The following is a 25962-nucleotide window of genomic DNA, read 5'->3' as shown; positions in this document are numbered from 1 at the left end:
CCATGCGTCTGATCCCGCTGGTCCCTTTCGCCGTCGCCCTGCTGGCCGTCCTCGGGTGTTCTGACAACGCGACCGCCGACGCCGACGACCTCAACGGGCGCACCTTCATCTCCCAACAGGTGGAGGGTGACCAGATCCCCGGCGGTGGACCGCTGACGATCGGTTTCGACGGACCGCAGATCAGCACCTTCGCCGGCTGTAACCACGGTTCGGGCAGCGCCGATCTGTCGGGAGGCCGAATCACCGCCAACCAGTTGGCCATGACCATGATGGCCTGCCCACCGCCGGTGGGCGACGCGGATGCCTGGGTTTCGAAGTTCTTCGACGCCAAACCGACCTGGTCCTTGTCGGGCGACACCCTCACGTTGCACACCGACGCCGCGACCGTCACGTTGCGGGACAAGAAGGTGGTCGCCCCCGACCGTGCGCTCACCGGCACCACGTGGCAGGTCACCGGCCTGGTGTCGGCGCAGGCGATCAGCACCTCGGTGGCACTCGAACAATCCAAGCCCACCTTGACCATCGGTGAGGACGGAACTGTAAGCGGTTCGACGGGCTGCAACCGGATCAACGGCCATGCGACCGTTTCCGGGTCGCCGGCGGTCATCGACTTCGGCCCGCTGACCACCACGAGGATGGCCTGCCCGCCGGAGGTCACCGAGGTCGAGCAGGCCGTGCTGCGGGTCCTCAAGGGCGCGGTCCAAACGGCTGTCGACGGTGACGAGCTGAAACTGTCCAGCACCGACGGCAACGGGCTGGTATTGCGCGCGCAGTGAACTTACAGCGGTGACGCCCCGCGCAGGTGTTCGAAGATCAGTGAAGTCTGCGTACCCGCCACGTCGGCGTCGGCATTGAGGTTCTCGACCACGAATGCCCGCAGATCCTCGGTGTCGCGTGCTGCCACATGCAGGATGAAATCGTCTCCGCCGGCCAGGAAATACACGTCCATCACCTGCGGCCGCGTGCGGATATGGGCGATGAAGTTCCGGATCTTTCCGCGCGCGTTCGACTGCAGGCTCACCGAGATCATCGCCTGCAGACTGAGCCCGACCGCGGCCGGATCGATGTCGGTGTAGAAGCCCCTGATCACCCCGATCTCCTGGAGCCTGCGCACTCGCCCGTGGCAGGTCGATGCGGCGATACCGACCGCGTCGGCCAATGCGCTGTTGGACATGCGGGCATCGGCGTGCAGCGCCAGCAGGATGCGACGGTCCACATCATCGAGTTCGGGCCGAACATCCTTCGGTGAACGACCCCCACGACCCGGCAAGATTGATGATCCTTCAGTCACTCAGCGAGCATAACGAATTTTTATCGCAGATATTGATCAGTTATCGAAGGTTCTTCACAATTGTTCTCAGCATCCCAACATTGAAGGAGCAACCATGCTCGTCGGTATCCCGACCGAGATCAAGAACAACGAGTACCGCGTGGCCATCACCCCGGCGGGCGTGGCGGAGCTGACCCGACGCGGCCACGACGTGATCATCCAGGCCGGAGCGGGCGAAGGCTCAGCCATCACCGACAACGACTTCAAGGCCGCCGGCGCCGAGCTCGTGACCACCGCCGACCAGGTCTGGGCCGAGGCCGAACTGCTCCTCAAGGTCAAGGAACCCATCGCGGCCGAGTACTCCCGGATGCGCAAGGGCCAGACCCTGTTCACCTATCTACACCTGGCGGCATCCAGGGAATGCACCGACGCCCTGCTGGCCTCGGGCACCACCTCCATCGCCTATGAGACGGTGCAGATCGCCGATGGTTCGCTGCCGCTGCTGGCGCCGATGAGCGAGGTCGCCGGGCGCCTTTCCGCGCAGGTCGGCTCTTACCACCTGATGCGCACGCAAGGCGGCCGCGGCGTGCTGATGGGTGGCGTCCCCGGTGTCGCCCCGGCCGAGGTCGTCGTCATCGGTGGTGGCGTCGCCGGTTACAACGCCGCCCGCATCGCCAAGGGCATGGGCGCACACGTCACGGTGTTCGACCTGAACATCAACACACTGCGCAAGATCGACAACGAGACCAACGCCGGCATCGAAACCCGCTACTCGTCTTCACTCGAGCTCGAGGAAGCCGTGAAGAGGGCCGATCTGGTGATCGGCGCGGTGCTGATCCCGGGCGCCAAGGCACCCAAGCTGGTCACCAATTCGACTGTCGCCCATATGAAGCCGGGCGCGGTGCTGGTCGACATCGCCATCGACCAGGGCGGTTGCTTCGAGGATTCACGGCCCACCACCCACGATGACCCGACGTTCAGCGTCCACGACACGGTCTTCTACTGCGTGGCCAACATGCCCGGCTCAGTGCCGCGCACCTCCACCTTCGCGCTGACCAACGCCACCATGCCGTACGTGCTCAAGTTGGCAGACAAGGGCTGGAAGGCTGCTTGCGCAGACGACGCAGCGCTGGCCAAGGGCCTGTCGACGCACGAAGGTGCGCTGCTTTCCGAGCAGGTCGGCGCCGACCTCGGATTGCCGTTCACCGATCCGGCCACGGTCCTGGCCTGATCTCGCCACCGTCGCCCGGCTGGAGCCCGCTCCGGCCGGGCGATGCGCATCCCGGGGGCGAATCCCATACTTGACACGTGTCAAGTATGGTGACGTCCATGCTGCAGCAGTTGTTTCCGACCGTCCCGACGACGACGCGTGAAGCGCTCGCCGTGTTCGACGCGGCCGATGCCGTCGAACCGGAGTTCATGCTCGGTACCTGGAACGGGGCCGAGTTGCCCACCGGACATCCGATGGACGGCGTGCTGGCGGCCAGCGGCTGGTGGGGCAAACAGTTCGTCGACGGCGAAACCGTTCACCCGCTGCTGTTCCCCGCCGGTGACGGCGCATCACTATGGGCCCTCAATCCGGCCCTGGCATTCGGCGGACTCGCCGTGTCGAACAAAGTTCCACTACTTCGGAATCGGTCGATGGTGGCACCCATCGCCGCCCTGCGACCCGTACTGCAAACCCGCGCGCCCAAGGCCAGGCTGCGCACCACGCGCTACCGCGGCGTCGACACCGCGACGATGATCTACGACCAGCTGCCGATCAACGACGTGTTCCGGCGGCTGACCGACGACGCCGTGATCGGAGCGATGGACCTGCGCAATTCCCGCGCACCCTATTTCTTCGTCCTGCAGCGCGACGATTCACTTCGGGTCACCTAGCAGCCGCGCGTACCCGAGCTGTTCACCGCGCATTCGACCCGTGGCTCCACGTGAGTGCTTGGATCGAAAGGGCAAGCGTTACAAGGCCTTTTCCTCCGATCGACGTTCCAGGACTGAGGAGTCACCCATGGTCAACCTGCCCGTCGCGCACCAGCCCCGCCCGCTGCTGCCCGAGCTCTCCGAGTTCTTCGCCGGGATCACCCCGTTCGCCGGCCTGCGGCCCATCTTCGAGCGCAATCTCATGCGCATCGAGGACGAGGTCACCGAAGACCATTACGAACTGCGGGCCGAGATCCCCGGCATTGATCCCGGCAACGATGTTCAGATCACCGTGGCCGACGGCCAGCTGACGGTGAAGGCCGAACGTTCGGAGCGCGCCGACACCACCGCCCGGTCGGAATTCTCCTACGGTTCCTTCCTGCGGACCGTGACGCTGCCGGCCGAGGCAGACGAGGACAACATCACCGCAGGATACGAGCGCGGCATCCTGACCGTGCGCGTGCCGTTGTCGCAGAACCCCGCCGGCGCCCGCCAGATCGCGATCCAAGGCACCGAGAACGGCTCGACCGCAATCGAACCCGCTGAGCACTCACAGTAGCGACGGCAGCACCAGGGCTGTCAGCTCACCGATGAGCGGTCGCAGGTTCTCGGCCTTCGGGTCGTCGGCCTGCGATCGCGTCATCATCACCAACAGCAACCGTTGGCCCTCGGGACCGAAAGCGATTCCGGCGTCATTGGTGCTGCCGTAATCCCCGCTACCGGTCTTGTCAGCGGTGGTCCAGCCCTCCGGAAGCCCGGAACGCATGCTCGAGGTCTGGTTGGCCCGCATCCAGTCCTCCAGTAGGCGGCGCCGCGGCGGGCTCAACGCGTCACCGGCCAACACCGCGCGGTATCCCACCGCCAGTGCCGAAGGCGTGCTGGTATCCCTCGGGTCCCCGGGAATCGCCGAGTTCAACTCGACCTCCCAGCGGTCCAGGCGGGTGCGCTCATCGCCGACGCTGCGGGCGAAAGCGGTAACAGCCGCCGGCCCGCCGATGGTCTTCAGCAGCAGGTTCGCCGCCGTGTTGTCACTGCGCTGAAGCGCCGCCTGACACAACTGAGCCAATGTCATTTCGCCACCGGCACGGGTCTCGGTGACCGGGGAGTTCGGCACGATCGCCTCACGGTCGACGAACACCCGGTTCTCCAATGAGACCTCGCCGTGCTCAGCCATCTGCAGCACCCGCGCGGCCGCATAAGCCTTGAACGTCGAGCACATCGCGAACATCTCGTCGGCACGGTGCGTCAGGGTGCGGCCGGAATCCAGATTGGACGCGTACATGCCGATGAAGGCGTTGTTCCTACGCTCCAGTTCGGCGATCCCGTCGTCAACCGGGGCCGCGAAAGCCGGTGCGGCGTGACCCACACCGGCACCGACGGCGGCCGCCGCCACAAGCGAACCGATCAGAACATTGCGCCGTGAAAGTCCGGTCATCGGACCCAGCGTAGCGGGTCAGTCGGCAATAGTTTGAAGCTGTTGCGGCAGAGACTTTTTCGATCGGTAGGGGCCGAGCACGGCAGCACCGTAGTCACGGGACAGCAACTGATGAGCGACGGCGTTGACCTCTTCGAGCGTGACCGCCTCGATCTGGGCCAACGTATGATCGATGGTCCGGTGTTCACCGTAGTTGAGCTCGCTGCGACCGATCCGGTGCATACGTGATCCGGAATCCTCCAGCCCGAGCACCAGGCCACCACGTAACGAGCCCTTCGCGATACGACACTCATCGGCGGTGATGCCGTCTCTGGCAACGCCTTCCAACACATCGGTGGTCACCCGGACCACTTCGTCGAACCGTTCCGGCTGACAACCGGCGTACACCGAGAGCGCCCCGCTGTCGGCGAAGGTGTCCACCGTGGAGTACACCGAGTAGGCCAGGCCCCGTGACTCGCGAATCTGTTGGAACAGACGCGAACTCAGACCACCGCCGAGCGCGGTGTTGAGCACCGACAGTGCCCACCGATGTTCCCAGTGCCGGCCCGGCGTGCGAACCCCGAGCGAAACATGGGACTGCTCCCCGTCGCGGTCGATCACGAGCAGCGACGGTTTGCCGCCTACGCGTCCGGCGCCCTTGCGCGGAGACACCGCGGCGCGGCCGGCCTCCAATCTCGGACCGAAATGCTGCCGAACCAGCGACACCACCACATCGTGGTCGATGTTGCCGGCCACCGCCACGATCATGCGTTCGGGCGTGTACCGACGCACGTGGAACGAATGCAATTGCGCACGGGTCATCGTTTCGATCGACTCGACGCTGCCGATCACCGGACGCCCCACCGGATGGTCGCCGAACATCGCCGAGAGGAAGACGTCACCGAGACTGTCCTCGGGATCGTCGTCGCGCATCGCGATCTCTTCGAGCACGACGTCGCGCTCAACCTCGACATCCTCGGTGGCGCACCGACCCCGTAGCACCACATCGGACACCAGGTCGACCGCGAGCTCCAGATCGGTGTCGAGCACATGTGCGTAGTAGCAGGTGTGCTCACGCGTGGTGAACGCGTTCAACTCACCGCCGACGGCATCGACGGCCTGAGCGATGTCGACCGCGCTGCGCGTCGGAGTGGCCTTGAACAGCAGGTGCTCCAGGAAGTGGGCGGCACCCGCGACGCTTCGTCCTTCGTCGCGGGAGCCGACACCCACCCAGACCCCGACGGACGCCGAACGCACCGACGGGATGTACTCAGTGACCACCCGGAGTCCGCCGGGCAGATCTGTCCGGCGGACATGTGTGGTGTTCAGTGCAGACGCCTCGGGTCGAGCTGAGGTGATCAGGACTCGGCAGCGGCGGCGTCGGCGGTAGCCGGGGCACCGTCGGTAGCCGGATCCGCCTTCTCCGCCGACTCTTCGTCGACGAGCACCAGCGAGATCTTGCCGCGGTTGTCGATGTCGGCGATCTCGACGCGCAGCTTGTCGCCGACCTTCACCACATCCTCGACCTTGGCGATGCGCTTGCCGCGGCCCAGCTTCGAGATGTGGACCAGGCCGTCTCGACCGGGCAGCAACGACACGAACGCACCGAAATCGGTGGTCTTGACCACGGTGCCGAGGAAGCGCTCACCGATCTTCGGCAGCTGCGGGTTGGCGATGGCGTTGATCTTGTCGATCGCGGCCTGCGCCGCTTCGCCGTTGGAGGCACCGACGAACACCGTGCCGTCGTCCTCGATGGAAATGTTGGCGCCGGTCTCCTCGGTGATCGAGTTGATCATCTTGCCCTTGGGCCCGATGACCTCACCGATCTTGTCCACCGGAACCTTGATGGTGGTGATCCGCGGCGCGTACGGGCTCATCTCGTCCGGCGCGTCGATGGCCTCGGCCATCACGTCCAGGATCGTCAGGCGGGCGTCCTTGGCCTGCGCCAGCGCACCGGCCAGCACCTTGGACGGGATGCCGTCGAGCTTGGTGTCGAGCTGCAACGCGGTGACGAAGTCCTTGGTGCCTGCGCACTTGAAGTCCATGTCGCCGAAAGCATCCTCGGCGCCGAGGATGTCGGTCAGCGTCACGTAACGGGTCTCGCCGTTCACCTCGTCGGAGACCAGGCCCATCGCGATACCGGCCACCGGCGCCTTGAGCGGCACACCGGCGTTCAGCAGCGACAGCGTCGAAGCACACACCGAGCCCATCGAGGTCGAACCGTTCGAGCCGAGGGCCTCGGACACCTGACGGATGGCGTAGGGGAACTCCTCCACGCTGGGCAGCACAGGAACCAGGGCCCGCTCGGCCAGCGCGCCGTGGCCGATCTCGCGGCGCTTGGGCGAACCCACGCGGCCGGTCTCACCGGTCGAGAACGGCGGGAAGTTGTAGTGATGCATGTAGCGCTTGCTGGTCTCGGGTCCCAGCGAGTCGATCTGCTGGGCCATCTTGACCATGTCCAGCGTGGTGACACCCATGATCTGGGTCTCGCCGCGCTCGAACAGCGCGCTTCCGTGCGCCCGCGGGATGATGGCCACTTCGGCCGAGAGGGCACGGATGTCGGTGACACCACGACCGTCGATACGGAAGTGGTCGGTCAGGATGCGCTGGCGCACAAGCTTTTTGGTCAGCGAGCGGTAGGCCGCGCCGATTTCCTTCTCGCGGCCGGCGTAGGTCTCGCCCAGGCGATCGAGCACCTCGACCTTGATCTCGTTGGTGCGGTCGTCCCGCTCGTGCTTGCCTGCGATGGTCAGCGCCTCGGCCAGCGCCTCGGTCGCCACCGCGGCCACGGCGTCGTAGACGTCTGCCTCGTAGTCGGGGAACAGCGGGTACTCGGCGATCTCCTTGGCGGCCTTCTCGGCCAGCTCGGCCTGGGCGTCGCACAGCGCCGCGATGAACGGCTTGGCGGCTTCGAGGCCCTCGGCCACGACAGTCTCGGTCGGCGCACCGGCGCCGCCGGAGACGAGCTCGATCACGTTCTCGGTGGCTTCGGCCTCGACCATCATGATCGCGACGTCGTCGCCCACCTTGCGGCCCGCGACGACCATGTCGAAGACAGCGTTCTCCAGCTGCTCGACGGTCGGGAAGGCAACCCACTGGCCTGCCTTGTTTTCAGGAGTGGAGATCAGGGCGACTCGCACGCCGCCGACCGGGCCGGAGAACGGCAGACCGGAGATCTGCGTCGACGCCGAGGCCGCGTTGATGGCCAGCACGTCGTACAGGTCCTTGGGATCCAGACTCAGCACGGTCACCACGACCTGGATCTCGTTGCGCAGACCGCTGACGAAGGACGGGCGCAGCGGCCGGTCGATCAGGCGGCAGGTCAGGATCGCGTCGGTCGACGGACGGCCCTCGCGCCGGAAGAAGGAGCCGGGGATCCGGCCCGCGGCGTACATCCGCTCCTCGACGTCGATGGTCAGCGGGAAGAAGTCGAAGTGGTCCTTCGGCGTCTTGCTGGCGGTGGTGGCGCTCAGCAGCATGGTCTCGTCGTCGAGGTAGGCGACGACGGAGCCGGCGGCCTGCTGGGCGAGCCGCCCGGTCTCGAAACGGATGGTGCGGGTGCCGAAGCTCCCGTTGTCGAGGGTTGCGGTGGATTCGAACACACCGTCTTCAAGTTCAACTACAGACATAGAGTCCGTTGGCCTCTTTCGGAATTCGTTCAACTGTTTTCGCGGCGTCACGGTGGCGCTACGCCACGGGCCCTGGATACGGCTACGGCCGTCGATCGAAGCGGCCGGATAGGCCCCCGCAGAGATAGTCCCTGTGCCGGGGTTCCGGCAGCCACTACCGAAGACCGCCCGTCCAGGCGGGCCCGATATGACTCGCAGGAACAACGCCCGCGGATCGCGGGTGCCGCACCTGTGTTCAGCGCAGACTTCGCCCGCTGAACGACCTCATGTTACACGGCGGCAACGGCCCGATCCCTATCCGTGCCAGCTAGGACACGTCCTCCACACATACGGTGAACTGGCGTTCCGGGTACGCGTAGCCCACGCCGCTGGCGCACTGATCGACGTTCGACACGCCGCGGAGGACCTCGGTGGCCCGTTGCCGGTGCGGCGCAGACGAATCCGAGCAATCCACCCGATACGGGTCTTTGTCGTTCTCCGGATCGATGCTCATGCAGGCGCCCGGGAGCCAGTCGATGTCCAGGCACAGTGTCTGGGTCTCGTCGCTGAATGCACTGCGCACCGAGTAGTAGGTGTCGATGTCACCCGGGCACTGGGCAGCGTCGGTAGGCCCAGCCAGCACAGAGATGACCTTGTAGTTCGACGCGTCGCTGCCACATTCCGCATGGCTGGCGTCCGGGCGGTCGTACGTGCCGCTCATCTTCAGGCAGTCCCCTGCCTTCATGTCCGCGGCCGCCGCGGACGAGCATGCGGTCAGCCCGCCGATGAAAAGTATCGCGGCTGCCCCGAGAGGGGCAGCCGCGGAAAGTGGTGGCACCGACGCCGCGTCAGCGACGCAGCCCGAGGCGCTCGATCAACGAGCGGTAGCGCGCCACGTCAACCTGCGCGACGTACTTCAGCAGCCGGCGGCGGCGGCCGACGAGCAACAGCAGGCCACGACGCGAGTGGTGGTCGTGCTTGTGCTGCTTGAGGTGCTCGGTCAGATCGATGATCCGCTTGGTCAGCAGGGCAACCTGGGCCTCCGGCGAACCGGTGTCGGTCTCGTGCAGACCGTAGCTGCTCAGGATTTCTTTTTTCTGCTCGGCAGTAAGCGCCACGAAAGTAACTCCATCATTTCAGTCCCGCGAACATTTTCTCGGCACAGCCACCGCGGACTGCAGCATGCACCGGATCGGCGCAAAGTTTAGCAGCACCGCGGCGAGCCGCGAATTCAGCCACCGCGGCGAGCCGCGAATTCAGCCTTTGCTAGCGCGAGCTCAGAATCGTGCGGGCCTTCTCGGCGTCGCGCTTCATCTCGGCGACCAGCTCCTCGACCCGGTCGAACTTCTCCATGCCCCGGATCCGGGCCACGAAATCGACCGCCACATGCTGCCCGTACAGATCCGCCTCGGTGTCGAGCACAAATGCCTCGACCGTGCGGGTGCGCCCGGAGAAGGTCGGATTGGTGCCGACAGAGACCGCCGCCTCATACCGCTCGCCGGGGATAACGGTGCCCATCACCGGGCCGTGTCCCAAAACCGTGAACCAGGCGGCGTAGACGCCGTCGGCCGGAATCGCCGAGAACATCGGCGGCGCCACGTTGGCCGTCGGGAATCCCAGTACCCGGCCGCGCCCGTCACCACGCACCACCACGCCCTCGACGCGATGCGGCCGGCCCAGGGCTTCGGTGGCGGCCACCATGTCGCCGGCGTCGACGCAGGAACGGATGTATGTCGACGAGAACGTGACCCGCTCGTCGCGATGCTCGGCGTCGAGTGTCTCGGTGACCAGCGACATGCTCTCGACGGCAAATCCGAAGCGCTCCCCGGCCGCGCGCAACATCGCCACGTTGCCTGCCGCCTTCTTGCCGAAGGTGAAGTTCTCCCCCACCACGACCTCGACCACGTGCAGGTCTTCCACCAGCAACTCGTGGATGTAGCGCTCCGGGGTGAGCTTCATGAAATCCGTGGTGAACGGCATCACCAGGAACACGTCGACACCGAGTTCCTCGACCAGCTCGGCACGCCGGGTGAGCGTGGTCAACTGCGCCGGGTGACTCCCCGGAAACACCACTTCCATCGGATGGGGGTCGAAGGTCATGAGGACCACCGGCACTCCGCGTGATCGCCCGGCTTTCACCGCATGGCTGATCAACTCCGCGTGTCCACGGTGAACCCCGTCGAACACCCCGATGGTGACTACACACCTGCCCCAGTCCGTGGGGATCTCGTCCTGCCCACGCCAGCGCTGCACGCACTCAGCCTACGACCCGAACGCGGCACGGTCTGCTCTAGATCCCCCGATCAGGTGATGATTGCCTAAACTTTCCTACTGTGAGTCCCGACGGTAACCACCAAGACCTCTCCACGGTTGCCCAGGACTATCTGAAAGTCATCTGGACGGCCCAGGAGTGGTCTCGCGAGAAGGTCAGCACGAAACTGCTGGCCGAGCGGATCGGCGTGTCGGCATCCACGGCGTCGGAATCGATTCGCAAGCTCGCCGACCAGGGCCTGGTCGATCACGAGAAGTACGGCGCGGTGACGCTGACCGACGCGGGCCGGCGCGCGGCGCTGGCGATGGTCCGGCGGCACCGGCTGATGGAGACCTTCCTGGTCCAGGAGCTGGGCTACGGCTGGGACGAGGTGCACGACGAAGCCGAGATCCTCGAGCACGCGGTCTCCGACCTGATGCTCGACCGCATCGACGCCAAGCTGGGCCACCCCACCCGCGATCCACACGGCGACCCGATCCCGGCCGCCGATGGCCAGGTGCCCACACCTCCGGCCCGCCAGCTGTCGGCGTGCCAGGACGGCGAAGCCGGCACAGTGGCCCGGATCTCGGATGCCGATCCGGAGATGCTGCGCTACTTCGACAGCGTCGGCATCGCCCTCGATTCCCGGGTACGGGTGCTCGCGCGGCGCGATTTCGCCGGCGTCATCTCGGTGGCGATCCAGAACCCGGGTGCGGCCGGTTCCCCGGCCGGTGCGGATGAAGCCGGCGTCCAGGTGGAGCTGGGCAATCCGGCAGCCGAGGCGATCTGGGTCGTCGCGAGCTGACTCGTCGCGGGAGGCGATCACGCGACGCTTGCGGCCTCAGGCTTGCAGCCGCCGGTGATACGCCTGCCGGGCATCGGCGTCTACGCGGGTGAACGCGGTATCGAAATGTGCGGCGTGGGCGATTCGGTGCCGCATCCGGTCGGGCAGGGCCGAGGCGATCTTGATCATCGCCCCCAGCGCCCGTGGTACCGAAACCGCGGTCTGCTCGCCTCCCACCGCAGCGACTATCGCGATCGCGACGTCCTCGGGCTCCACCTCCGCGATCGGCCGGATCCATTTCGGCGTGCTGTGCCCCGCGGACAGTTCGGTGTGCACGACTCCGGGCAGTACCGCGGTGACTCCGATGCCGTGCCCGCCGAGCTCAAGGTGCAGCGCTTCGGAGAATCCGACAACGGCATGCTTGGTGGCGCAGTAGGTCGCCAATCCAGGGAAGGCGCTCACCCCGGCCAACGACGCCACATTGACGATGTGGCCACCATGCCCGGCCATCCGCCGGGCGGCGAGCTTCGATCCGTTGAGAACCCCAGACAGGTTGATCGCGACCATGCGGTCGGTCATCGCGTCGGTCTCATCGGTGAAACTGCCGGTAGGCATGATGCCGGCGTTGTTGACCAAGGCGCCCAGTGGGCCGAGTCTTTCCTCGACCGCATCGAGGAACGACGAGAACGATGACCGATCGGTGACGTCGAGCGGTAAACCGCAGGCCACACCGCCGGTGGTATCGGCGAGTTCGGCCGCGGTCTTCTCGACCAGCTCGGTGTCGATGTCGCCGAGGGCGACCGGCGCACCTGCCCGTAGGAACTCGGCTGCGGTTGCCTTCCCGATCCCGCGCGCTCCTCCGGTGATCGCCACCACCCGGCTCCCCTGGCGTGGGATCGCATTCATCTGAACTCCTTCCGCAGCACACCTTTGAGCAGTTTTCCGGTTTCGTTGCGTGGCAACGTCGGAACGAATACGACGTCGCGGGGCACCTTGTGCCGAGCCAGGTGGGCGCGCACGTACGCCCTGATATCGTCGGCTTCCAGATCAACACCGGGATCGCTGACGATGAAGGCCCGCAACCGCTTTCCGAAGTCGTCGTCATCGACACCGATCACCGCGACGTCCACGACGCCAGGGTGCGCCACAAGGAGGTTCTCCACTTCCAGCGGGAAGACGTTCTCGCCGCCGGAGACAATCATCTCGTCGTCACGACCGTCGACGAACCACAGCCCGTCGGCGGAGAAATGTCCGGTGTCCCCCGAAGACAACAGGCCGTCGACGATCTCCTTGTTGCCGCCGTCTGTGTAACCCGAGAAACTCAACCCGCTGGAGACGAACAGCGTGCCGGTCCGCCCTGGTTCGGTGATCCGGCGCCGGTGTTCGTCATACACGGCCAGGGTGCAGCCGACCGGAGGGCGCCCCACGGTGCCCGGCGCCGCACGCAACTCACCTGGTGTGGCCACAGCGGCAACAGCGACTTCGGTCGAGCCGTACAGGTTGTAGAGCACGTCGCCGAACACCTCGGCGGTGCGCCGGCAGAGGTCGGGCGACAGCGCCGAGCCGGCAGCGAATACCACCCCCAGCGAGGATGTGTCATAGCGGGCGAGCACGTCGGACCCCAGGTCGAGAATGCGTTGCAACATCGTCGGCACGACAATCAGCGCATTCACCCGGTGGGTCTCAATCGCTGCAAGTGTGTCTTCGGGCTCGAACCGGCGAGCCAACACAACGCGATTTCCCAGGGCAAGCCCCAGCGAGCAGGTCGCCAATCCGGTGGCATGAAACATCGGTGCCGCCACACAATAGGTGCCGCCTGCGGGCCACGGGATCCGGTCAAGCAGCTGCGCGGACTGCAGGGGACTCACCTTGTTTCGCGGTGCCCCCTTGGGGGTCCCGGTGGTACCGCTGGTCAACAACACCATCCCGCCCACGGCTCTCGGCGCCGGCAGTGGGTCGGGCCACTCTCCCACTGCGATCGCATCAAGGGTCGGCAGCGTCGTCGCGTCATCAGCCCATCCGATGATGCGCTCGATGTCCGCGGGCAACGCATCGAGCAGTCCTACGAACTCCTCATCGGCGACAACCGCCGAGACATTCTCCCGCTCACAGACATCAGCCAGCTGCGGTGCAGCGAAGCCCGTGTTGAGCAGCACCACCCTGGCGCCGACCTTGCCCGCCGCAGCCAAGGCAAGCATGAGTCCCCGATGGTTGCGTTCGAGGACACCGATCACAGATCCCGCTTTGATTCGCCTGCTGGACAGTCCACGGGCCAACGCATTCGACGTTCGTTCGAGATCGCGGAAGCTCATGGTCCCGGCTTCGTCAACGAGTGCAGTCGCCTCGCCGTAGCGTGCAGCGGCGTGGGTGAGCAGGCCGCCGAATGACCCATACTTGCGCAAGGCTTGTGACGCGCGGAGCGCTTCGAGGGGATCGCTCAGGTCGACCAGCCCACGGCGCTGCAGAACCAGCGCGGCCGCCGCGACATCGCGCAGCTGATGCAGTGTACCCATCATGCGGCCGCTCCGATTGCCGTGATCAGCCGCACCACGGCGTCGGGGTCGTCGAGTTGGGGGCAATGACCTGATCGGGGTAAGACCACGAGCTCACTTCCTGGAATCTGTTGGTGCAGCAGGTGACTCGCGTCAACAGGGATGATGCGGTCGCGTGCGCCGTGTACCACAACCGTGGGGCAGGTGACCCGGACGTCGCGGTGGCCGCCGCGGGTCTCGCGCGCGTACTGGAATGCATATCGGCCGAGTGCGGCAACCGATGCCTGGCTGGCGCAGATTGTCGCCCAGTGGGTCATGACCACCGGGTCGGGTTCGATGGTGGGCGAGCCGTACAGCACGCGCACCACGCTTCGCCTCGCCGCCCAGCGGACCGCGGTAGCCGGCACCGGAATTCGTCCCACACCATTCCAGAACCGGACCGGGAGGTCGCGGTACCTGGCCGCGCGGGCCAGCCAGTGCCGTGCATTCAGCGGATCGTCGAGGGCCACCAACCCGCGCACCGAGCCCGGATTACGGGTGGCCGCACGCACGGCGGTGGCCGCTCCGAGTGAGTTGCCCACCAGAATCGCAGGCCCGTGCTCAGCCAGTAGCGCGTCGGTAAACGCATCGAACTGCGGTAGCAATGGTCCTGGCCGGCGGTGATCCGCCCGGCCGAAGCCGGGCAGATCAACCGCAACCGCGTTGCGCCCCAACGCCTCCAACCGTGTGAGCACGGCGCGCCAGGTGTCGGCAGAATCGGCATAGCCGTGCAGCATCACCACCGGGGTCCCGTTGCCCGGCACCGACAGCACCCTGGTGCCCACCCCACCGAACCTGGCCCGACTTTCCGCGATCATCCCGCGAGCAGCCCCTTCGCGATGTGCGTCACCTGCACCTCGTTGCTGCCGGCGTAGATCATCAACGACTTGGCGTCCCGGGCGAGTTGCTCCACCCGGTACTCGGCCATGTAGCCGTTGCCGCCGAACAGTTGGACGGCCTCCATGGCGACTTCGGTCGCGGCTTCCGAGGAGTAGAGCTTGATCGCCGACGCTTCGGAAAGGGACGGCATCTGTCCGGCCTTGAGCCGCTCCAGTGTCTGGAACACCATGTTCTGCACGTTGATCCGGGCAATCTCCATCTTGGCCAGCTTCAGCTGGATCAACTGGAACTCGGCGATCCTCTTGCCCCACAGCGTTCGGGTCTTCGCATAGTCGAGGCACAGCCGGTGGCACTCGTTGATGATGCCCAACGACATCAACGCCACCCCGACCCGTTCCGCTGCGAAGTTGGCTCGCGCACTGTCACGCCCGTCGCCGCCGGTGTGGGATTCGGTCTCCCCCAACAGCCGATCGGGGCTGATCCGCACGTTGTCGAAAAACACCACACCCGTGGGTGAGGACATCATGCCCATCTTCTTGAACGGCTTGCCCTGGGTCAGGCCGGGCATGCCGGAGTCCAGCACGAAGGTGAGCACCGGGCGGTCCCGCCGGTCTTCGGACGAGCGCTCGCGCGAGGACCCTGTTGAAGCGTGATTACCCTCGTCCAGCTTGGCGTAGACGATGAGGACGTCGGCGTAGGGGCCGTTGGTGATGAAGGTCTTCTGCCCGTTCAGAATGTAATCCGCACCGTCACGCTTGACGTAGGTCTTCATGCCGCCGAAGGCATCCGAGCCGGCATCGGGCTCGGTGATCGCCCACGCCGCAACCTTCTCCAGCGTCATCAGCTCCGGCAGCCACCGCTCCTTCTGCGCCAGGGTTCCGCGACTCATGATGGTTGCCGCACCGAGTCCCAGGCTGACCCCGATGGTGCTGAGCAGGCCGATGCTCACTCCAGCGAGCTCCGACACCATGACGGCAGCCATCGAGGCCTGTTCGCCGAGCGCGCCGATTCCCCCGGATTTCTCGCGGCTCTCACCCGAACCACGCTCACGCTCTTTGTCGAGCATGGTCTTGACCGCCTCGGCGGCCATCACGTCGAGACCGAACTCACTGAACAGCTTGCGCGCGAAGGGGTACGGCGACAGCTCACCGCTCTCCAGCCCGTCGAGATGCGGCCGGATCTCCTTGTCGATGAACTCACGGACCGTGTCGCGCATGATCACATCGGTGTCGGACCACTCGATCATGACGGCAACCGCCCAGCGATGTCGTCGATCTGCCACAGTCCGTCGGTCTCGATGGTCTCGACGTCATGCCAACCGGCCAGTTGCGAGATCGCCCCGCCCTGAACGGCGTACACCCGACCAGTGACCGGACACTTCTCCGTCGCGAGGTAGGCGACGAGCGGTGAGATGTTGGCCGGGCTGAACAGGTCGGCCTCTCCCTCGTCCTCGGGTTCGGCCATCAGCGCGCCCATCCCGGGGGTCGCCAGGGTGAGTCGGGTTCGAGCGATCGGCGCGATCGCATTCACCCGGACGCCGTAGCGTTCCAACTCGTCGGCGGCTACCAGAGTCAGCGCGGCGATCGCCGCCTTGGCCGATCCGTAGTTCGCCTGTCCGGCGTTCGGGATCGTGGTGCCCGAGCCGGATGCGGTGTTGATCACCGCTGCGTTGGGCTGATCTCCGGCCTTCGACTGCGCCTTCCAGTACTCGGCAGCATGGCGCAGCACCGAGAAGTGCCCCTTGAGGTGGACCGCGATCACCGCGTCCCAGTCGGATTCGGACATTGTCGGAATGAACCCGTCCCGCAGGATGCCGGCGTTGTTGACCACCACGTCGAGCCGGCCGAACTCGTCGATCGCCTGCTGGACCAAGGACTTCGCCCCGTCCCAGGTGGCAACGTTCGCGGTATTGACCACGGCCTTGCCGCCGGCAGCCTGGATCTCCGCGACCACGTCATGCGCCGGCCCGGCGTCTGTGCCCTCACCGGCATTGCTGCCGCCCAGATCGTTGACGACGACACTCGCGCCTTCCGACGCGAACAGCAGGGCATGTTCCCGCCCGATTCCACGACCCGCGCCGGTGATGACCGCGACGCGTCCTTCCAATGCACCCATCTGCTATGCCTCCTCGGCTATTTCGGCCAGGCCGTCGGTGATGACGAAATCGGAACCCCTGGCGGTTTCGAATGCGTATGTCGTGACCCCGTCGGACGACCCCTTCCGCCAGATGCGGGTCTCGAGGTCGTCGCCAGGGAGCACCATCTTGGAGAACCGCACCGCAAACCGCTTGAGCCGGTTCACATCCGATCCCGCGACTTCTGTGAGCACGGCCCACGACGTGAACGCCATGGTGCACAGGCCATGCGCGATGATGCCGGGCAGGCCCGCGTCGCGCGCCACCTCCTCGTCGAGGTGAATGGGCATCGGGTCGCCCGAAGCCGGGCTGTACCGGAATGTCTGGTCGTCGTCGACGTGCTGGACGACGGTCGCCACCGGGGCGCCGGCCCGCAAAGCCTCGTCGAAGCGGTGGGTCGGGCTCAACTCCCCCATCGTCTTGCCGGCATCGAAGCCCCGCACGAATGTGGTGACGTACTGCTCGTTGACCAGTTCGCCTTCCTCGGTGCGGCATTCGAGGTAGATCGCGGCCCGGGTACCGTTCTCCAGCCCCTCGTACCCGATCATCTTTCCGCGGGACACCAGCTTGTCGCCGGGCCGGATCGGCCGGTGGAAGTGGAAGTCCTGTTCACCGTGCACCACCCTCGGGATGAGTTCGACGGGTAGTACGTCGACGGCAGGAACCAGCAGCGCCTCGAACACTGGCACGATGGCGAACACCGGTGGGGCGATGTCACCGGACCGGTGCGCCGGAATGGGATCGTTGGTGGCCGCGGCGTACTCGGCGAGCCTCTCCCGGGTGACCTCGAACCGTTCCTCCTCGGTCCAGGTGTTCAGCCCGGAGTCGTCGAAGACCAGTTCTTCGTCCGTGGTGCTGTTCGCCGCGGTCATGCCGCCGCCGAGGCCAGCGCGTCGAGTGCGTCCAGGCTCTTGTCGAGCTGCTTGACCCCGTCCTTCTCCACGGCTTTGGCCAGCGCTCCCTTGACCAGGGCCCCTTCGAAATCGCCGGTGACGGTGAACCGGGATCCAGTGACTATCGGCTCGATCGTGAACGCGAACTTCGCCTTCACACCGGCCATCCCGGTGCCCGACAGCACCAGGCTGTTAGGCGCATCGACCGATTCGATGGTCCACTCGATCTTGTTCGCCATTCCGAGCATGACGATCTTGGCCGTGAGCCGGGCACCCTCGGTCAGCGTGGCCGGCGGCTCCTCCAACCACTTGTCGTGCACGGTGAACCACTTGTCCCACGTCTGTGGGTCCGACACGGTCGCCCACAGCGCATCAGGGCCGGCCGTCAGGTCGCGGGTTGCTTCGATATGTCCCATTGTCGATACTCCTTCGGTTTGGTTGGTCAACGGTCAGCCCGCTGGTAGGCGGTCACCACGGCGGCCCCGCCCAGGCCGATGTTGTGCTGCAGTGCGGCAGTGACGTTTTCCACCTGACGCTTGTCGGCGGAGCCGCGCAGCTGCCAGGTCAGCTCGGCGCACTGGGCCAGGCCGGTGGCACCGAGCGGATGCCCCTTGGAGATCAGTCCGCCGGACGGATTGACCACCCATCGACCGCCATAAGTGGTGTCGCCGTTGTCGATCAACTTCGGTGCCTCACCCTCGCCGCACAATCCCAGGGCCTCATAGAGCAATAGTTCGTTGGCACTGAAGCAGTCGTGCAGCTCGATCACCTGAAAATCGTCCGGACCGAGCCCGGACTGGTCGTAAACCTGCCGGGCCGCAGCGACATTCATGTGGTAGCCGATCAACGCTTTGCAGCTGTCGTCGAAGCTGTTCTCGAAGTCGGTGGTCATCGCCTGCCCGACGATCTCCACCGCTTGGCCGGCCAGCCCGTGCTTGTCGACGAAATCCTCGCTGGCCAGGATCGCCGCTCCGGAACCGTCCGAGGTCGGTGAGCACTGCAGCTTGGTCAACGGGTCGTAGATCATCCGCGAACCCAGGATGTCGTCCATGGTGTATTCGTCCTGGAACTGCGCGTACGGGTTGTTCACCGAGTGCTTGTGGTTCTTGTGGCCGATCTTGGCGAAATGTTCGGCGGTGGAGCCGAATTGCTTCATGTGCTCCCGGCCGGCCGCGCCGAACATCCACGGGGCGGGCGGAAACAGCACTTCGGAGATCTCGGCGAGCGCGAGGAAGTGCTTGGCCATCGGCTGTTCGCGATCGTCATATGTCGACCCGAGGGAACCGGGCTGCATCTTCTCGAAGCCCAGCGCCAGCGCGCACTCAGCCATGCCGCTGCGCACCGCGCGGGCAGCCAGGTACAGCGCGGTGGAACCGGTCGAACAGTTGTTGTTCACGTTGACGATCGGCAGGCCCGTCATCCCGAGCTCATAGACGGCGCGCTGCCCCGAGGTGGACTCGCCGTAGACGTAACCGACGTAGGCCTCTTGAACCTCGTGGTAGTCAATCCCCGCGTCCGCCAACGCCTTCGAGCCAGACTCGCGCGCCATGTCCGGGTAGTCCCACGCCGACCCGTCGTCGTTGACGCGGTGACCGGGCTTCTCGAACTTCGTCATTCCGACACCGATCACATACACCTTGTTGGGCATCAAACCCTCCCTTTCTGTGCGGTGCCAGAAACATACCAACTGGTTTGTATCTTTACAAGAGGCTCAAATGGGCCCATCTCATGGCGACGAATTGCCGGTAAACGGCCCGGCGCGGCCCTGCCTACGACGAGATTTCAGCAGTCAAGGTGTCGGAGAGCATGCGGCGCAGGTGCACACACACCCGGTCCCACCGCTTTCTTGTCCGCTTGGGATCGCGGTCGGCGAAACTCGACAACAGGATCCCCCGCAGGGCATCCATCGCGGTGTACGCCAGGTCACGCAGTTCTTTCTGCGCAGCCCGATCCGGGACCAATTGCGCAAGCGCACCGACCAAGGCGCCGGTGACGATCGGTTCGACGCGCTCGATCTGCGCGGCCAGCACCTCATCGGTCCGTGCGGCCACCCAGAGTTCCAGCGTCGCAACGAATACCGGTCCTTGGTGGGACTCCCACAAGTAGTCGAGCACCATCGAGGCGGCATCGGGACTCGCCGCCACCCGACCCAGATCGCGAACCGCGGCCTGGGCGCGCTGCTCGGCAAGATGTTCGATGGCCGCCACCACGAGGTCTTCCTTGGACCGAAAGTGGTGCACCTGGGCGCCGCGGGTGACACCGGCGACCTCGGCGACCCGCTGCGTGGTGGTGCCGGCGTATCCGTAGGTAACCAGGCACTCGACGGTGGCATCGAGCAGCCGGGTGCGCATCGCCGCGCTCCGTTCGGCCTGCGTGCGCCGCCCGCCGCGATTACCGACCACTTCCGACATCGACCGAATCCTAGTCGACCGCAGCAGCCACTCGGGCGTTCTTCACATACCAACTTGATTGCATGTTATTGACCCCGAATGGACCTACAACGTCGCCGGACGCAAGACCACGACACTCTTGGTACGCGACGCGCCGTCCTGCAGCAGTGCGATCACCTGACCATCGGGCGCGGTGGCCGCATAGACCCCGTCGATCCCGGCCGGCTCCAGGGCGCGCCCGTGCCGAGTGTCCTCGGTCTCCTCCACGCTCAGGTCCCGGCGCGGAAACCCGACCAGGCAGGCCTCGTCGAGTGAATAGCTCAGCCGGGCCAGCTCGGCAAGGTCGTCCAACGTGCGGGCCTCGCCCAGCCCGTAACGGCCCACCTTGGTGCGGCGCAGCGCCGTCAGGTGGCCGCCCACACCGAGCGCGACACCCACGTCGCGAGCCAGCGCCCGGATATAGGTACCCGACGAGCAGTCCACCTCGACGTCCACATCGACGAAATCGTCGACCCGCCGGGATGCGAGCACCTCGAACCGGTCGATCCGCACAGGCCGGGCAGCCAACTCGACTGTCTGTCCTTCGCGGGCCAACTTGTAAGCGCGCTGACCGCCGACCTTGATCGCACTCACCGCCGACGGCACCTGCTCGATGTCGCCCCGTAATGCCGCGACCGCGGACCCGATCTGCTCATCCGTCACGTGCGCGGCCGAAACCTCCTGCAGCACTTCACCTTCGGCATCCTCGGTGGTGGTGGTCTGTCCGAGTCGGATGGTCGCGGAATAGGACTTGTCGGTGGCGGTGAGAAGGCCGAGGATCTTGGTGGCGCGTTCGATGCCGACCACCAGCACCCCGGTCGCCATCGGGTCGAGGGTGCCGGCGTGGCCGACCTTGCGGGTGCCGAACAACCGACGGCAGCGCCCCACCACGTCGTGGCTGGTCATCCCGGCCGGCTTGTCGACGATCACCAAGCCCGGATCTGGGCCGCTCACAGCACGATCGCCGTCAGCGTCACGCCGTTGCGCACCGACCAGCGGCCGTCCAGAGCGGTCAGCGGCGGCCCGTGTTCGGCGGCGGGGTCGATGAGGACCTGGGACCGGAATGTTCCGGCCGTGCCCGTCCCGTCCACCCCGAACGTGATGTGGGCATCCTCGAACCCGAGCCATCGGTGCGTCAGCGGATACCAGGCCTTGTACGTCGCCTCCTTGGCACAGAACAGGATTCGATCCCAGTGCAGACCGTTGGGCAGCCCGCTGATCTCCGAGCGCTCCAACGGCAGCGAGATGGCACCCAGAACTCCGTCCGGCAGCACGTCATGCGGTTCGGCATCGATGCCGACCGACCGCACGCCACCGACGCGGCCCACCACCGCACCCCGGAAGCCCTGGCAGTGGGTCAGGCTGCCGACGATGCCCTCAGGCCAGCATGGTTCACCCTTGTCCCCCTTGAGGATCGGTACCGGGCCTACGCCCAGCTCACCCAATGCCCGGCGGGCGCAGTACCGCACCGTGGTGAATTCGTTGCGCCGCTTGGCCACCGCGCGAGACACCAGCGCCGCCTCCTCGGGCAGCGCCGGCAAGCCGGGCGGGTCGTCATACATCTCGGCCGCGGCGAGCGTATCCGGCATCGCGGGCAGCACCTGTCCCAACAACGTGTCGCTCATGCGCGCCTGGCCTTGATCCGTTCCTGCATCTGCTGCGCGTGGGCGCGCATCTCGGCGGTGATCTGGAAATGCCCGCCGAACTCGTTGAGATAACCGGGCGCGTAATCGGGGTCGGGCAAGATCTGGCGCAACCAGCGGAAGGGCTTGCGGCGACGCCACTCGCGCGGATAACCCACCGACACCTCTTCGAAGCGCACATCGTCGTACCAGGTGGTCCGCGGAATGTGCAGGTGACCGTACACCGAGCAGATGGCGTTGTAGCGGGTGTGCCAGTCCCTGGTGGCCGTCGTCCCGCACCACAGCGAGAACTCCGGGTAGAACATCGCATCGCAGGGTTCCCGAACCAGCGGGAAATGGTTGACCAGAACCGTGGGAGTCATCCAGTCCAGATCGTCGAGTCGCTTGCGGGTCGACTCCACCCGATCGCGGCACCACGCGTCGCGGGTCGCATACGGCTCGCTGGACAGCAGGAACTCATCGGTGCCGACCACATTGCGCTCCCGGGCGATGGCCAGCCCCTCACCCTTGGTGGACGCCCCCTCGGGCAGGAAGGTGTAGTCGTAGAGCAGGAACATCGGCACGATCGTGGCCGGGCCGCCCTGTTCGGTCCACACCGGGAAGGGGTGCTCGGGGGTGATCACGCCCATCTGATCGCACATGTCGACCAGATAGTCGTAGCGCGCCCGCCCGAAGATCTGCATCGGGTCTTTGTTGGTCGTCCACAGTTCGTGGTTGCCCGGAACCCAGATGACTTTGGCGAACCGCTTGCGCAGCAGGTCAAGAGCCCACCGGATCTCGTCGGTACGCTCTCCGACATCGCCGGCGACGATTAGCCAATCCTCGGGCGAGGCCGGGTACAACGACTCGGTGACCGGCTTGTTCCCGTTGTGCCCGGTATGCAGATCGCTGATCGCCCACAGGATCGGCTGCCGGTCCCTCGACTCGTGATCCATCACCACAGTTGCATCACCACAACGGACCAGCCTAACCGGGCGGCGGCGCTGCGCGCCGTTGACAACTAGAACAGGTTCTCGTTTATGGTCGAGTCCGTTGCGACCGACCGCTACACTCCCCGCAAGCCGGGGAACGTTTTGCCACCAAACGATGAGGGGGTGTGATGGCCGCCAAGTTGCGACTCCTGTCGGCGTCGACAGGGCTGGTTGCGGCGCTGGTGTCGGCGGTGATCGTAGGGTGGCAGTCGAACCCGACCGGCGGTGCGAGCGGTCCGCTTCACCTCGATGTCACCGATCTGCCGATGACCAACGTCTCCACGACGATCAAGTGGCCGGTCATCGAGACCACCGACCCGTCACCGTTCGACCCCTGCAACGACATCCCGTTCGACGTGGTCCAGCGGATCGGCCTGGCCGTCAGCCCACCGGAGCCCGAGGACAGCCTGCGGTGCCATTACGACGCCGGCAACTACCAGATGGCGGTCGAGGCCTTCGTGTGGCGCACCTACGAGCAGACCATCCCGCCCGACGCGGTCGAACTCGACATCGACGGGCACCGGGCCGCCCAGTACTGGATCATGAAGCCCACCGACTGGAACGACCGCTGGTGGACCACCTGCATGGTGGCGTTCAAGACCAGCTACGGCGTCATCCAGCAGTCGCTGTTCTACTCCCCCATCCATTCGCCGGACCGGCCCGACTGCCTGCAGACCAACCTGCAGCGGGCCCACGAACTGGCGCCCTACTACAAGTTCTGAGATGCACCGCGGTATGAGCAGCACGGTGACCGATCTCCGTAGCCTGGTCGCGTGAGCACATTCCGCCGGTACGCCGGTAAGGCCATCAGCAAGGTTCTGGGGCTACCGCCCCACGAGACCGACTTCACCGTGCGCCACGGGTTGCGGGTGCCGATGCGCGACGGCGTCGAACTCGTCGCCGACCACTACGCGCCCGTCACCGACCGTCCCGCAGGCACGCTGCTGGCGCGCGGGCCCTACGGCCGTCGCTTCCCGTTCTCACCGGTGTTCGCTCAGGTCTACGCGGCCCGCGGTTATCACGTGGTGTTGCAGAGTGTGCGCGGCACCTTCGGCTCCGGCGGGCGGTTCACCCCGATGGTCCACGAAATGGCCGACGGCGCCGACACCGTGGCCTGGCTGCGGGACCAGCCGTGGTTCACCGGGTCGTTCGCCACGGTGGGGCTGTCGTACCTCGGTTTCACCCAATGGGCGCTGCTGGCCGATCCGCCGCCGGAGATGAAAGCGGCCGTGATCACCGTCGGCCCGCACGATTTCAGCGAATCAGCTTGGGGCACCGGATCCTTCACGCTCAACGACTTTCTGGGCTGGAGTGCGATGGTGGCCCGTCAAGAAGAGCCGGGTGTGGTCCAGGCGCTGGCCCGCCAACTGCGAGGACCGGCCGAACTGGCCAAGGCGACCGCCGGGTTGCCGATGGGCTCGGCCAGCCGCCGGCTGCTGGGCGCCGGTGCCCCATGGTTCGAATCCTGGCTGGAACACCCCGAACGTGACGATCCGTTCTGGGATTTGCTGCGGTTCGATGAAGCGCTGCAACACGTCGAGGTGCCCATTCTGCTGCTCAGCGGGTGGCAGGACCTTTTCCTGGGCCAGACGCTGGAGCAGTACGAGCAGCTGCACCGGCGCAACGTCCCGGTGGCATTGACCGTCGGTCCGTGGACGCATACGCAACTGTTGACCAAGGGACTCACCACAGTGGTCGGCGAGTCCCTGGACTGGCTGGGCACCCATCTGGCGGGCGACGGCCAAAGCGACCGCAGCGCCGTCCGCATCCATGTCAACGGCCACGGCTGGGTGGACCTGGCCGACTGGCCGCCGGCCATGCCCGAGCATGAATTGCTCCTGCAGCCGGCGGGGCGCCTGGGCGACTCGGTGCCACCGGACACGTCACCGAGTTCCTCGTTCACCTATGACCCCGCCGACCCGACACCCACCGTCGGCGGCCGGCTGTTGGCCGCTACCGGCGGTTACCGCGACGACACTCGCCTGGCCCGGCGCAAGGATGTGCTGACCTTCACCGGTGACCCGCTTGCCGCCGACCTCTACCTGGCGGGCAGCCCGGTCGTCGAGCTGGCGCACAGCTGCGACAACCCTCATCACGACATCTTCGTCCGGATCAGCGAGGTGGATGCAAAGGGCCGGTCCCGCAACGTATCCGACGGATTCCGCCGGTTGAACGGTCACACCGGACCGGTGCGCCTGGAGTTGGACGCGGTCGCACACCGCTTTCAGGCGGGGTCACGCATCAGGGTGATGATCGCCGGTGGCTCGCACCCGCGGTTCGCCCGCAATCTGGGTACCGCCCAGCCCCCGATCTCCGGCTCCGAGCTGGTTTGCGCCACCCATACCGTGTATCACGGCGAGGGTGGACTGTCGCGGGTCGTGCTGCCGGCCGGGCCGGTACCGCCGTCAGCCGACTGAGGTCCGCACCCGATCGGCGACGTCACGCAACAAGGCGTCGTCGTGCACCGGTGGGCCCCAATCCGCAGGCACTGGCAGCTCGACCCAGCTCTTGCACCCGGCGAACTCGGGTGTGCGGGCCAGCCGGACCGGCGGGCGCAGCGGGCTGACCTGGACCACCAGCACGGTCAGGCGGTGCTTGGGACGGAAATCGAGCCGGTCGGCGCGCACCGATTCGGCGGTCCAGATGTGCAGATCGGCGAGTTCATCGATCGACTCCGGGTGGTTGACCTCCACTGCGGCAACCACTTTCGCACCGGCTCGAATGGTCACCGCATCCTCGGTGCTGTCCTGGGCAGCGGCGTCGAGCAGATCGGCGTGTTCTGGCCGCACCCGTTCGGCTTGGCTGTGCGCCACCGTCGGGAACAGAACGAACTCCGGCGCGGCCACCGAGAATCGTTTCTCGTGGATACCGCCCTTGCGCAACAGCACGCTCTGACGACCGTCCAGCAGGGCGTGTACGGCCGCGCTCCACTCTTTCAGTGCCGGGAGGGTCGCCAGGCTGTGGGTCACTTCGCAGCCAGCCGGGCCCGGACCTCCGGGCGGCGCAGTGGCGGGACGGACTTTGGCGGTTGCCGGCGCGGGGCCAGCCCGTCGAGCAGCCGGGTGGTCGTGGCGGTGACCTCGGCGACGGCGGTCTCGAACGCCTCGATGTTGGCCCCGCTCGGGCGGGTGATGCCGCTGACCTTGCGTACGTATTGGCGGGCGGCGGCCTCGATCTCTTCGTCGGTGGCAGCGGGCTCAAGACCACGCAGCTCCGTGATATTGCGGCACATGACACCAGAGTAGGCGCCAGATCGCGGCACGATAGATTGATC

General features: G+C 66.1%; 28 protein-coding genes. 7 read left to right on the top strand and 21 right to left on the bottom strand.

From position 1 onward, the window contains the following. The first annotated feature begins 2 nt into the window (after positions 1–2). Entirely contained in the window at positions 3–776 is a 774-nt protein-coding gene (locus E0T84_RS09810) for an META domain-containing protein (RefSeq protein WP_138744335.1), read from the top strand. 2 nt (positions 777–778) lie between these two features. Here E0T84_RS09810 and E0T84_RS09805 read toward each other — a convergent pair whose 3' ends face one another. Then, positions 779–1291 (bottom strand): Lrp/AsnC family transcriptional regulator, encoded by a 513-nt coding sequence (locus tag E0T84_RS09805; protein WP_138744334.1) that lies wholly within the window; start codon positions 1289–1291, stop codon positions 779–781. Between the two features lie 94 nt (positions 1292–1385). Between E0T84_RS09805 and ald the strand changes: the two genes are divergently transcribed. The 3 genes from ald (at position 1386) to E0T84_RS09790 (ending at position 3749) form a co-directional block, all read left to right on the top strand. Continuing rightward, positions 1386–2501: an alanine dehydrogenase gene (ald, locus tag E0T84_RS09800; RefSeq protein ID WP_138744333.1), complete on the top strand. Its 1116-nt coding sequence runs from the start codon at positions 1386–1388 to the stop codon at positions 2499–2501. 98 nt (positions 2502–2599) lie between these two features. Then, positions 2600–3151 carry a DUF4334 domain-containing protein gene (locus E0T84_RS09795; RefSeq protein ID WP_239253022.1) on the top strand — a complete coding sequence of 184 codons (552 nt, stop codon included), beginning with the start codon at positions 2600–2602 and terminating at the stop codon, positions 3149–3151. A gap of 127 nt (positions 3152–3278) precedes the next feature. Beyond that, positions 3279–3749: an Hsp20/alpha crystallin family protein gene (locus E0T84_RS09790; protein WP_070944058.1), complete on the top strand. Its 471-nt coding sequence runs from the start codon at positions 3279–3281 to the stop codon at positions 3747–3749. Here the strand turns inward: E0T84_RS09790 and bla are convergent. The 6 genes from bla to E0T84_RS09760 all read right to left on the bottom strand — a co-directional run bounded on the left by bla (position 3741) and on the right by E0T84_RS09760 (position 10465). Beyond that, positions 3741–4625, bottom strand: a complete 885-nt coding sequence (gene bla / locus E0T84_RS09785) for a class A beta-lactamase (RefSeq protein WP_138744332.1) — start codon at positions 4623–4625, stop codon at positions 3741–3743. The genes E0T84_RS09790 and bla overlap by 9 nt on opposite strands. Positions 4626–4643: 18 nt before the next feature. Continuing rightward, positions 4644–5933: a pitrilysin family protein gene (locus E0T84_RS09780; protein WP_138744331.1), complete on the bottom strand. Its 1290-nt coding sequence runs from the start codon at positions 5931–5933 to the stop codon at positions 4644–4646. Between the two features lie 29 nt (positions 5934–5962). Further along, on the bottom strand, positions 5963–8233 hold the full coding sequence (locus tag E0T84_RS09775) for a polyribonucleotide nucleotidyltransferase (RefSeq protein ID WP_138744330.1): 2271 nt from the start codon (positions 8231–8233) through the stop codon (positions 5963–5965). A gap of 307 nt (positions 8234–8540) precedes the next feature. Further along, positions 8541–8957 (bottom strand): hypothetical protein, encoded by a 417-nt coding sequence (locus E0T84_RS09770; RefSeq protein WP_070188047.1) that lies wholly within the window; start codon positions 8955–8957, stop codon positions 8541–8543. Positions 8958–9060: 103 nt separating this feature from the next. After that, a complete protein-coding gene (gene rpsO / locus E0T84_RS09765) occupies positions 9061–9330 on the bottom strand; it encodes a 30S ribosomal protein S15 (protein ID WP_070188021.1) in 270 nt (89 codons plus the stop codon). A gap of 148 nt (positions 9331–9478) precedes the next feature. Further along, a complete protein-coding gene (locus E0T84_RS09760) occupies positions 9479–10465 on the bottom strand; it encodes a bifunctional riboflavin kinase/FAD synthetase (protein WP_138744329.1) in 987 nt (328 codons plus the stop codon). Between the two features lie 80 nt (positions 10466–10545). Between E0T84_RS09760 and mntR the strand changes: the two genes are divergently transcribed. Then, positions 10546–11268, top strand: coding sequence for a manganese-binding transcriptional regulator MntR (mntR, locus tag E0T84_RS09755; RefSeq protein ID WP_138744328.1), 723 nt, complete (start codon positions 10546–10548; stop codon positions 11266–11268). Between the two features lie 36 nt (positions 11269–11304). Here mntR and E0T84_RS09750 read toward each other — a convergent pair whose 3' ends face one another. The 12 genes from E0T84_RS09750 to E0T84_RS09695 form a co-directional block, all read right to left on the bottom strand. Beyond that, a complete protein-coding gene (locus E0T84_RS09750) occupies positions 11305–12153 on the bottom strand; it encodes an SDR family oxidoreductase (RefSeq protein ID WP_138744327.1) in 849 nt (282 codons plus the stop codon). Next, positions 12150–13763: an acyl-CoA synthetase gene (locus E0T84_RS09745; protein ID WP_138744326.1), complete on the bottom strand. Its 1614-nt coding sequence runs from the start codon at positions 13761–13763 to the stop codon at positions 12150–12152. The genes E0T84_RS09750 and E0T84_RS09745 overlap by 4 nt, the downstream gene beginning before the upstream one ends. Continuing rightward, on the bottom strand, positions 13760–14596 hold the full coding sequence (locus tag E0T84_RS09740; RefSeq protein ID WP_138744325.1) for an alpha/beta fold hydrolase: 837 nt from the start codon (positions 14594–14596) through the stop codon (positions 13760–13762). Before E0T84_RS09740 ends, E0T84_RS09745 begins: the two co-directional genes overlap by 4 nt. Beyond that, entirely contained in the window at positions 14593–15864 is a 1272-nt protein-coding gene (locus E0T84_RS09735) for an acyl-CoA dehydrogenase family protein (RefSeq protein WP_138744324.1), read from the bottom strand. Before E0T84_RS09735 ends, E0T84_RS09740 begins: the two co-directional genes overlap by 4 nt. Continuing rightward, on the bottom strand, positions 15861–16733 hold the full coding sequence (locus E0T84_RS09730) for an SDR family oxidoreductase (protein WP_171054964.1): 873 nt from the start codon (positions 16731–16733) through the stop codon (positions 15861–15863). Before E0T84_RS09730 ends, E0T84_RS09735 begins: the two co-directional genes overlap by 4 nt. Before the next feature lie 3 nt (positions 16734–16736). Further along, complete coding sequence (locus E0T84_RS09725; protein WP_075909737.1) at positions 16737–17624, bottom strand: MaoC/PaaZ C-terminal domain-containing protein; 888 nt, start codon at positions 17622–17624, stop codon at positions 16737–16739. Next, positions 17621–18061, bottom strand: coding sequence for an SRPBCC family protein (locus tag E0T84_RS09720; RefSeq protein WP_070188012.1), 441 nt, complete (start codon positions 18059–18061; stop codon positions 17621–17623). The genes E0T84_RS09725 and E0T84_RS09720 overlap by 4 nt, the downstream gene beginning before the upstream one ends. A gap of 26 nt (positions 18062–18087) precedes the next feature. Then, positions 18088–19293, bottom strand: coding sequence for a lipid-transfer protein (locus E0T84_RS09715; protein ID WP_138744323.1), 1206 nt, complete (start codon positions 19291–19293; stop codon positions 18088–18090). A gap of 121 nt (positions 19294–19414) precedes the next feature. Beyond that, positions 19415–20056: a TetR/AcrR family transcriptional regulator gene (locus E0T84_RS09710; protein WP_070188010.1), complete on the bottom strand. Its 642-nt coding sequence runs from the start codon at positions 20054–20056 to the stop codon at positions 19415–19417. Between the two features lie 84 nt (positions 20057–20140). Beyond that, the gene (gene truB / locus E0T84_RS09705; RefSeq protein ID WP_171054963.1) at positions 20141–21028 is read right to left on the bottom strand and encodes a tRNA pseudouridine(55) synthase TruB; all 888 of its coding nucleotides are present in this window, start codon (positions 21026–21028) and stop codon (positions 20141–20143) included. Next, the gene (locus E0T84_RS09700; RefSeq protein ID WP_070188009.1) at positions 21025–21699 is read right to left on the bottom strand and encodes a 4'-phosphopantetheinyl transferase; all 675 of its coding nucleotides are present in this window, start codon (positions 21697–21699) and stop codon (positions 21025–21027) included. Before E0T84_RS09700 ends, truB begins: the two co-directional genes overlap by 4 nt. Further along, positions 21696–22652, bottom strand: coding sequence for a metallophosphoesterase (locus E0T84_RS09695; RefSeq protein ID WP_070188008.1), 957 nt, complete (start codon positions 22650–22652; stop codon positions 21696–21698). Before E0T84_RS09695 ends, E0T84_RS09700 begins: the two co-directional genes overlap by 4 nt. 164 nt (positions 22653–22816) lie before the next feature. Here E0T84_RS09695 and E0T84_RS09690 point away from each other — a divergent pair, with 164 nt between their 5' ends. Both E0T84_RS09690 and E0T84_RS09685 read left to right on the top strand, forming a co-directional pair. Continuing rightward, positions 22817–23410, top strand: a complete 594-nt coding sequence (locus E0T84_RS09690; RefSeq protein ID WP_070944072.1) for a DUF3558 domain-containing protein — start codon at positions 22817–22819, stop codon at positions 23408–23410. Positions 23411–23461: 51 nt separating this feature from the next. Beyond that, a complete protein-coding gene (locus tag E0T84_RS09685) occupies positions 23462–25105 on the top strand; it encodes a CocE/NonD family hydrolase (protein WP_138744322.1) in 1644 nt (547 codons plus the stop codon). Here E0T84_RS09685 and E0T84_RS09680 read toward each other — a convergent pair. Then, positions 25094–25657 (bottom strand): DUF1802 family protein, encoded by a 564-nt coding sequence (locus tag E0T84_RS09680; RefSeq protein ID WP_138744321.1) that lies wholly within the window; start codon positions 25655–25657, stop codon positions 25094–25096. The genes E0T84_RS09685 and E0T84_RS09680 overlap by 12 nt on opposite strands. Continuing rightward, positions 25654–25920 carry a DUF2277 domain-containing protein gene (locus E0T84_RS09675; RefSeq protein ID WP_138744320.1) on the bottom strand — a complete coding sequence of 89 codons (267 nt, stop codon included), beginning with the start codon at positions 25918–25920 and terminating at the stop codon, positions 25654–25656. Before E0T84_RS09675 ends, E0T84_RS09680 begins: the two co-directional genes overlap by 4 nt. Positions 25921–25962 lie beyond the last annotated feature (42 nt).

The organism is Mycobacterium sp. DBP42 (genome assembly GCF_005924235.1).
Lineage (GTDB): Bacteria > Actinomycetota > Actinomycetes > Mycobacteriales > Mycobacteriaceae > Mycobacterium > Mycobacterium syngnathidarum.
The sequence above is the reverse complement of the archived record's forward strand: the minus strand, read 5'-3'. Positions and strand labels throughout refer to the sequence as shown.

Bases quoted from the DNA above. Each gene is read 5' to 3' on its own strand.
- E0T84_RS09695 (WP_070188008.1), bottom strand. From the start codon at position 22,652: ATGGATCACGAGTCGAGGGACCGGCAGCCGATCCTGTGGGCGATCAGC.
- E0T84_RS09730 (WP_171054964.1), bottom strand. From the start codon at position 16,733: ATGGGTGCATTGGAAGGACGCGTCGCGGTCATCACCGGCGCGGGTCGT.
- E0T84_RS09725 (WP_075909737.1), bottom strand. From the start codon at position 17,624: ATGACCGCGGCGAACAGCACCACGGACGAAGAACTGGTCTTCGACGAC.
- E0T84_RS09750 (WP_138744327.1), bottom strand. From the start codon at position 12,153: ATGAATGCGATCCCACGCCAGGGGAGCCGGGTGGTGGCGATCACCGGA.
- E0T84_RS09735 (WP_138744324.1), bottom strand. From the start codon at position 15,864: ATGATCGAGTGGTCCGACACCGATGTGATCATGCGCGACACGGTCCGT.
- ald (WP_138744333.1), top strand. From the start codon at position 1,386: ATGCTCGTCGGTATCCCGACCGAGATCAAGAACAACGAGTACCGCGTG.
- E0T84_RS09745 (WP_138744326.1), bottom strand. From the start codon at position 13,763: ATGATGGGTACACTGCATCAGCTGCGCGATGTCGCGGCGGCCGCGCTG.
- E0T84_RS09740 (WP_138744325.1), bottom strand. From the start codon at position 14,596: ATGATCGCGGAAAGTCGGGCCAGGTTCGGTGGGGTGGGCACCAGGGTG.
- E0T84_RS09810 (WP_138744335.1), top strand. From the start codon at position 3: ATGCGTCTGATCCCGCTGGTCCCTTTCGCCGTCGCCCTGCTGGCCGTC.
- E0T84_RS09770 (WP_070188047.1), bottom strand. From the start codon at position 8,957: ATGAAGGCAGGGGACTGCCTGAAGATGAGCGGCACGTACGACCGCCCG.
- E0T84_RS09690 (WP_070944072.1), top strand. From the start codon at position 22,817: ATGGCCGCCAAGTTGCGACTCCTGTCGGCGTCGACAGGGCTGGTTGCG.
- E0T84_RS09775 (WP_138744330.1), bottom strand. From the start codon at position 8,233: ATGTCTGTAGTTGAACTTGAAGACGGTGTGTTCGAATCCACCGCAACC.
- E0T84_RS09720 (WP_070188012.1), bottom strand. From the start codon at position 18,061: ATGGGACATATCGAAGCAACCCGCGACCTGACGGCCGGCCCTGATGCG.
- E0T84_RS09715 (WP_138744323.1), bottom strand. From the start codon at position 19,293: ATGCCCAACAAGGTGTATGTGATCGGTGTCGGAATGACGAAGTTCGAG.
- E0T84_RS09675 (WP_138744320.1), bottom strand. From the start codon at position 25,920: ATGTGCCGCAATATCACGGAGCTGCGTGGTCTTGAGCCCGCTGCCACC.
- E0T84_RS09700 (WP_070188009.1), bottom strand. From the start codon at position 21,699: ATGAGCGACACGTTGTTGGGACAGGTGCTGCCCGCGATGCCGGATACG.
- E0T84_RS09795 (WP_239253022.1), top strand. From the start codon at position 2,600: ATGCTGCAGCAGTTGTTTCCGACCGTCCCGACGACGACGCGTGAAGCG.
- E0T84_RS09790 (WP_070944058.1), top strand. From the start codon at position 3,279: ATGGTCAACCTGCCCGTCGCGCACCAGCCCCGCCCGCTGCTGCCCGAG.
- bla (WP_138744332.1), bottom strand. From the start codon at position 4,625: ATGACCGGACTTTCACGGCGCAATGTTCTGATCGGTTCGCTTGTGGCG.
- E0T84_RS09710 (WP_070188010.1), bottom strand. From the start codon at position 20,056: ATGTCGGAAGTGGTCGGTAATCGCGGCGGGCGGCGCACGCAGGCCGAA.